At 45.8% G+C, this 7,413-nt stretch carries 5 protein-coding genes; all 5 read right to left on the bottom strand.

All coding sequences use genetic code 11. The features are described from left to right. Nucleotides 1-339: 339 nt before the first annotated feature. Nucleotides 340-789 carry a cyanase gene (cynS, locus tag ACX5J7_RS06305; RefSeq protein WP_024016067.1) on the bottom strand — a complete coding sequence of 150 codons (450 nt, stop codon included), beginning with the start codon at nucleotides 787-789 and terminating at the stop codon, nucleotides 340-342. Nucleotides 790-819: 30 nt separating this feature from the next. Next, a complete protein-coding gene (locus ACX5J7_RS06300) occupies nucleotides 820-2,637 on the bottom strand; it encodes a bifunctional protein-serine/threonine kinase/phosphatase (protein WP_498706500.1) in 1,818 nt (605 codons plus the stop codon). A gap of 135 nt (nucleotides 2,638-2,772) precedes the next feature. After that, nucleotides 2,773-3,621 (bottom strand): formate/nitrite transporter family protein, encoded by an 849-nt coding sequence (locus ACX5J7_RS06295; protein ID WP_012518018.1) that lies wholly within the window; start codon nucleotides 3,619-3,621, stop codon nucleotides 2,773-2,775. 594 nt (nucleotides 3,622-4,215) lie between these two features. Beyond that, nucleotides 4,216-6,279: a transglutaminase TgpA family protein gene (locus tag ACX5J7_RS06290; protein ID WP_498706498.1), complete on the bottom strand. Its 2,064-nt coding sequence runs from the start codon at nucleotides 6,277-6,279 to the stop codon at nucleotides 4,216-4,218. After that, on the bottom strand, nucleotides 6,276-7,400 hold the full coding sequence (locus ACX5J7_RS06285) for a DUF58 domain-containing protein (protein ID WP_498706497.1): 1,125 nt from the start codon (nucleotides 7,398-7,400) through the stop codon (nucleotides 6,276-6,278). Before ACX5J7_RS06285 ends, ACX5J7_RS06290 begins: the two co-directional genes overlap by 4 nt. Between the last annotated feature and the right edge of the window lie 13 nt (nucleotides 7,401-7,413).

Here is a 7,413-nt window from a genome sequence, read left to right as displayed (position 1 = left end):
CCATTGATACACAAGCCGCCTGATCAGCGGGACAAGTCGAATCGGTGCGCTAGGAATAGTGATGTCTGGTGAGACAGGCCGTATATGGGAAGTAATTGTAGTCAAATTTGGTAGATTGCCTCAGTGCTAGAACGCCAAACCCTGCAATGAAAGTTACCACAATGTTAGAAAATGAACGATGTCCATAGGGCGCACGATACTAGATTGCAAATTAGCATTGTGTCACTTAGCAAGTGATATGAAGTATGCAGGAGCCGTATACGAGGCCCGTACGTACGGTTCTGTGAGAGGGATGAGGCGCAAGCCTCACCCTACTCGATATGCCTGTAAAACCTACATTTAATACATCTTGTAGGGCAAAAATTTTCCTGACATTACCACGCTAACCCGGTCGCCTTTCGGGTCGTTTTCACGCTGTAAGTCCATCGAAAAATCAATCGCGCTCATAATACCGTCGCCAAACTCTTCATGAATTAATTCCTTTAATGTAGTGCCATACACATTCACCAATTCATACCAGCGGTAAATAAGCGGGTCGGTAGGCACTTCTGTTGGCAACGAGCCTTTGTAGGGGACGATTTGAAGCCACGCAATCGCTTCGTCGGTAAGCGCTAGTAACGCACCCACAGCTTCAGCTTGTTGTTTCGTCATGGCCATTTGGCCTAAGCATGCCGCTGTACTCCATTCTTTCGACTGACCAACAACTTCTGCAATCTGGCTCCATTTTATGCCTTTTAAAATTTTGGCTGACTGGATCATGTCGGTGACTTGGGTTCTACATGTAATCATTGATTTTTCCTTGTAATGTTAAGTAAGTACTTAAGTAAATAAGAACAGCGTAATTAGGTTGCTAAAGATAAGGGTTAGCACAAGCGCTTTATAAACAAGTAAAGGGTGACGCTTTACTAAGGGAATATAAGCCGAGTTATGACTAGGGTTAGGGTAGCGAAGTGAGTAAACAAACTCGGAAATAGAAGAGTAGCGCTTGTCAGGGTTAATATGCAGCGCTCGTTTTAGCGCGCTGTCTACCCATGTTGGAATAGGGCGCTTGGCATCTAACGCACTTTCGTAATTTAATTTTCTTTGCGCTGCGTAAGTGCGGCAATGAGCGAGTTTCGTTTGATAAGGGTAGCGCCCGCATAACAGGTAGTATGTCAGCACGGCAAGGGAAAACATATCCGAACGCTCGCTACCCATGTTTCCTAAGAAATACTCGGGGGCCGCAAAAAGTGCCGTACCAGGTATAGTCGCCTCACTATACAAACTGGGCGCTTCAATCAAAGCCGCCGCACCAAAATCGATAATCGTGCAGTGCCCTTGGGGGCTAATCATAATATTTTCTAAACGAATATCACGATGCAAAATGCCTTGGCGATGCATGGCCTGCAGGCCTTTTGCAATTTGTTCAACGATATCTCTTACTTGTTCTAATGTTGGTGTTGGGTTATCGATAGCCCATTGTGCGAGGGTCTGCCCGCGAACATATTCGCAAATACTATAAAAAGCCGTGGGGGACGGTGCTAAACCTAAATCGGTAAATTGGGGGCTTTTAATGACGTGGGGAGAGTTTACACGTCGCGCCAGCCAGTTTTCTAGCACAAAAGCGCTAAGGGCCTCGGGCGTTTGCGTAAAGTCGGTCGCGGGTGTTTTTATCACTACTTGCGGGCTTAGGTTTGTTTCATTCAGTGCTTGGCTATGTAAAGTAGCGGGGGTGGCTACAAATACATGGCTACGCGCCGATGTATAGAGTTGTCTAGTGATAGTGAGCCCGTCAATTTTATCGCCTGTATGTAACTGGGCGATTGTCAAAGGCGCTGTCGTAGCATAGGTAGAGCGCTTATCGCCCCCCAGCGCGTCTGTTGTTGTGTCTTGCTGGAATGCAGCTTTGATAAGAATAAGGGTAAGGTTGTCGTCGCTTCCTTTGTTAAATGCGTCATGAACGACCATCGCCGCTTTATTCTCTTGTAATTCCTCCCCTTCGTTTACAGTTCTCAATAGGGGGGATAACGCTATAAACTCGTGAACACCATCGGTACTTATCGCTATGGAGCTTGAAGCGGTAAGTTTCTTATAAGTATGGTCTATATCAATGTGAGCTTTAATGCCTATAGCATTTGAAAGGTAGGAATGAGACGGGTTTTCACGTGAGGTTTCTCGATGAGGCCGGGTAAGCGATGTCGATGTTTTATCGCCCGAAGAGAAGAGTGTTACATCACCGTCTCCTACATGGAAAACATCTAGCTGATTGCCGGTTAATATAACAACGGTTAGCGTGCATACGTACCCTTTTTCGGGCGTGTAGGCAAAGGGGCTTTTCTGCGTTCGCGTATAAAGCAGCCCGTTAATTTCTTTTATAATGGTTTCAGCGCAGGTCTTTATCGAGAATTGTTCAGGCGCTATTTTAAATAGCTTAATAAATTGGCGAGTGGCGAAATCACTCGCCATTTGGCTTACCGTACTGCTGCTAACGCCATCTGCAATAACAAAAACACTGCTCGCTTCAGGTTGGCTTGTATCTATGTGATAACTGTATGCATCCTGATTTACAGGCTTCGCACCACGCACTGAATAAGCACTTACACTCAGCGCAAGGGGCTGGGGATACGTAGACGTGTGTAATGTTACTGGCTCATTCATCGTTGACAGTCAGTCTTTTTAAATCAGTTTTTTCAAATCAGCCTGTTCAGTCACTGGAACACGCGCAGTACCACCATGTATCGAAACGTGAGCATATACATGGTGGGTAGCGCGCTTGAGAAACATTAAGCGTTTCTATATCGGTAGTGTTTCTGACGCCGCCGCTTTGTTTACAGGAATGGTGCGCTTAGGTAGCGTTTTTACGTGAGTGGTGTAAAGCGTAAGACCAGTAAATGCCAAGCCACCTACCAAGTTACCCAGTGCCGTTGGAATTTCATTCCAGATGAAATAATCCATAACCGAAAAGTCACCACCCATGATAAGACCAAATGGGAAAAGGAACATATTTACCACAGAGTGTTCAAAACCCATGAAGAAGAACAGCATGATAGGCATCCACATGGCGAGCACTTTACCGCTAACATGAGTAGATATCATCGCGCCAACCACACCCAGCGAAACCATCCAGTTACACAGCATGCCGCGAATGAAAATGGTAAACCACCCAGCCGCGCCGTGCTCTGCGTAGCCCAACGTACGGGCTTCACCAATGCTGGCCACTTTAGTCGCAATCGCGCCGCCATCTACGTTGTAACCCATGGTAAAGATAAATGACATCATAAACGCAACCGTCAATGCGCCGCCAAAGTTCCCTAAGAACACCAGGCCCCAATTACGAAGAATTTGTTTAGGGGTTACGCCGGGCCGTTGGGCAAGCCATGCGAGTGGGGTAAGTACAAAGACACCGGTTAATAGGTCGAAACCCATAAGGTAAAGCATACAAAAGCCCACCGGGAACAACACGGCACCTAAAAGAAAAATGCCAGTTTGCACCGCAATGGTAATAGCAAAAACAGCGGCCAGCGCAAGAATGGCACCTGCCATATAAGCACGAATTAGGGTATCGCGAGTAGACATATAAATCTTTGCTTCGCCTGCATCTACCATTTTGGTAGCGAATTCAGCGGGGAGTAGATAAGCCATGTTTTCACCTCATATTATCGTTGTAAATAAGTTGCCGTTCATGCGTTGTGGTATACGCGCTTTCAAGTGTTCCTAAAGATCAAAAAAAGGCGTCCGCAGCACGCTCAAAAGAAAGTGCTGGGGACGCCTTTGTCCTGTTTATCTATTTTGTGTAAATTTGCTTACATCACCGACTAGTGGGCATTGATATACCCCAAACCTATTGTTCGGCTTTATTGCTCGGTCAATAGTTTCGGTATGTCTCCATTAAGACAAAGCCAAAAGAGTGCCAATCGCTAAATATAATGAATTGAATGGCGAAATATCATTTAATTACAGTAAGATAGGTGAAGTCTGACGCAGTGAGGTCATTCATATTGTCTACAAGCTACTATTTTTAAATGCACTAAAAAGGTGGGACAATGTTTGTTTGAGGTGCAATACCTGTTTGAAGTGTCATCTTTATCCTTAATGTCAGTGACCGATGCTTTTAAACTATAAGAATAGGGCCAACTCGTTATCTGCAGCTCGTCGCGGCAAAGGGGTTAGTAGATACACAAATGCAGCGCTAAGGAACAAAAAAGTTTACGATAACTATTTCTACGATAACCATTACTATAACGCTTTTTTTAGCTTGCGTAAGTCATGCTTAATTTTCGCTTTGATACTATTATCGCTAGATTGAGATGCATAGTTTTCCCGTTCAAACTGCTCACAAATCTGATTGAAAGCTACTAACGCTTCGCTGTTTAATTGTGGGGATACGTCTTTGCGAAAGGCAGAAAGACTTTTATTGCCCCTCACTGTTTTCGTTTTAGATTCTATGTGTTTTATTGCTTTTAATAGGGCACGATGAGAAGACGTTTGCGTTTGTTTTTGTCTTTTCGGTAAAAAGTAAAGCGCAAGAATAAGCGCGATCAAGCCTATCGCTGATAAAAACACCACGCGCATTTTCTGAGGTGAGAGTGCACCAAGAAGGTCTTCGAGCATGCTGGTTTGCGCTGCATTATCAAACCCTAATACCCATTTACTCCATGAGTAGTCGAGCTGTTGAAACCAATTTTGAAGCGTTGTAAAGAACTTAGCGTTGCCGAATTTTTCTAAAACACTGGATTGACGAGACTCCCCAAGTTCTTCTAGGGCCTCTTCTAAGCCAAGGGTTAAACGCGATGGCGCTACCGCGCTCGTGGGGTCATAGCGAACCCAATCGTTGTCTATCAAAACTTCAACCCAGGCATGGGCGTCGTATTGTCTTATTTGCAGAACACGGTCGCTAAGTGTACTGCCACCTTGGTAGCCAGTTACCATTCTTGCTGGCACATTTGCAGCACGTAATGCGTAGACCATAGCGCCCGCATAGTGAGCACAGAAGCCAGCGCGCGCTTCAAATAAAAAGCGGTCGATAGGATCCGTTGGCATCGCATTCGGTGACAGGGTATACCTAAAGCCGCCTTGTTGAAATTCACGCATTATGGCGTTGGCGATGTCCCGAGGTGAAGTGTATTGAGCTGCTAGCCTCTTTCCCCACGCCCGGGTTTTCTCGTTGCCGTTCTTTGACATTTGCAAATTAAGCTGGGCTTCAAAGTTACCCATGCCATTGGTTATCTTTTCATTGGGAAAGTACCGTAAATAAAACGCTTTTTTACTCGCGATTGGCGTATTTGCGCGAAGGGTGAAGTCGAATCGACTGTTAACATTAATACTGTTTGCGCGGTTGTCCGGCGCCGATGGCGAAAGCGCAAACAGCCAGGTTTGCGAGGTGGGCTCAACAATAAGCTCGTATGCAGTGGCGTAAGATGTATCTTTACTGGCCATTGTGGAAAGAGGAGTAGGTCTACCCATATAAGCTAACTGCTGTTCAGCTTGCTTTCGTTTAGCGCTAATTGACCACGTCTTGCCATCGAAATGCTCAAGGGTCATGGCGCGCCAATAGCGTGATGTGGCATCAGGGACTTGTGCCGCGCTCTCAAAGGTGGCGCTAAACGCAAGTGACGAAGAGGTAGCTAACGATGCAATATCACCTGGAGTCACCGTGTCTGAGAGCCCCGTTTGTGTAGATTTAGACGTCGGCATTTGCCACAGCGGCGGCAATTGGGGCAGCAGTAAAAATAGCAGCAATGCTATGGGAGAGGCTTGCAAAATAAGCACGCCAACAAATGTAATGCTTTTTTTTGTGGGAGCGCCCGCGCCATGGTAAATAGCGGTAGAAAAAAGCAATAGGACCAAAATGCCCGTGTAACCAAACCATGCAAATACGCTAAGCGACGAAATAAAGCCGCAACCTATTAAAAATAAACAGGCACAAATGAGAAGGTGGAAATCACGCTTTTTTTCAACCAGCATTACCTTTAGTGCGCATGCCAAAGTAAGAAGGTTGATCATGCTATCTAATAGCCCGATTGAAAAACCAAACCAAGTTAAAGCGAAGACCGCCAGCACCGCAAGTAGGTTAACCGTACGCGTGGTCGGTAGGCTGTGTAGCGCGCTAAGGCCCGCTATTCTTGCTACAATTGCGCAGCCTCCAAGCATAAGGACCCACGTCATTAGCGGTGCAGTAAGCGAAAAGAGCAGGCAGGAAAAGGCAAAACACAGAAGTAATATTGCCACCGCGCGAGGTTGATGCAGCGCAGTGCCAAAAACGTTGAACGGGTAAGTACGGTTAAGTGTCTCTCGTATCATTTCACCGCCCTTATCCGATTTGAATCTTGTTGTGAGGAAGATGAACCTGTGTTGTTAAAGGGAGTGCTATTTTCGAAACAGGCGAGCGCCGCTAGGCATTCATGCCTATGCTTTACGCCGTGATTAGGGGGAATATGAATACCTTTATAGGAAAGACCAAATACGCGGTTAGCCTCAGAAAATGTGATCGTGGCGTGGGTCAGCGCAGCAAGTGCGGTTTCCGTGTCGGTAGCGGATGATAGGCCAATAACATAACTATTGCTTTGTAGCGCGGTAAAAGACTTTGTAACCCAGTTACCGTTTTTAGCCACGTGTTTCCACGATACTCGGTTTAAAGGCTGACCCACTTCATAGTCGTTTAATGCATAGAAATCTTCGTTACCGTCATGGTTATCTTTCGACGCAGTAGACGCTTCATCAGTAGCGATGTTGTTAATAACGACAGGGCCTTCCTGAGACTTAGGGTAAACCGTCACCGCTTGGTCAAAATCCAGATGGGTCCAACACTTATAAAGACCAAGAGGAAAGTCACAGGCTATCGTCAGTCGGCCTAATTCATAGTGCCCTCGCGTTTTTATCTGAAAAGGGATGCGCAGCGTTTGTTTTTGTGGACTATTGGTACTACCTGATAGCTGAGCGCTAAAAGACGTGTGATGATTATGCGTTGTTGCCTCGACAGCAAGTGGGGTTGCGTCACGCTTTGAAAGGCGGGTAGTACTTAACCACTTAAACGTTAATACACCATAACAAGGTTTAGTAGTTGCCTTCGTATGGGGCACAACCTGCACCAGCAGTTCACCGTTTTGATTGCAGTGAAAAGGCCTAGGAGGAAGCGACTTTAACGCTAAGCGTGCGAAGTTTTGATGGGTATAAAATAATGTCAGCAGCATAATGCTTAAACACAGGTAGCTAAGCAGCAGCATTAAGTTATTTTGATAGTTGGTTCCAAGTAAAAACAAACATAACGACAAGATGATAAAAGACCAGCCAAACCCACTTGGCAATATAAAGATGCTGTTTAGGTTAAGGTGATGCTCGTTCGCGGCCGGAACTCTATTATCTAGCCAACCTAACAGACGTTGGTGAAAGTAATGGGAAAGGGGCCAGCGTGCTTTACCCATGGCAAACGTTCCT

The sequence above is a fragment of the Alteromonas infernus genome (assembly GCF_902705815.1).
This window is presented reverse-complemented; position numbering and strand designations above follow the sequence as displayed.

Coding starts and splice junctions, on each gene's coding strand:
- ACX5J7_RS06290 (WP_498706498.1), bottom strand. CDS start 6,279: ATGATACGAGAGACACTTAACCGTACTTACCCGTTCAACGTTTTTGGC.
- cynS (WP_024016067.1), bottom strand. CDS start 789: ATGATTACATGTAGAACCCAAGTCACCGACATGATCCAGTCAGCCAAA.
- ACX5J7_RS06285 (WP_498706497.1), bottom strand. CDS start 7,400: ATGGGTAAAGCACGCTGGCCCCTTTCCCATTACTTTCACCAACGTCTG.
- ACX5J7_RS06300 (WP_498706500.1), bottom strand. CDS start 2,637: ATGAATGAGCCAGTAACATTACACACGTCTACGTATCCCCAGCCCCTT.
- ACX5J7_RS06295 (WP_012518018.1), bottom strand. CDS start 3,621: ATGGCTTATCTACTCCCCGCTGAATTCGCTACCAAAATGGTAGATGCA.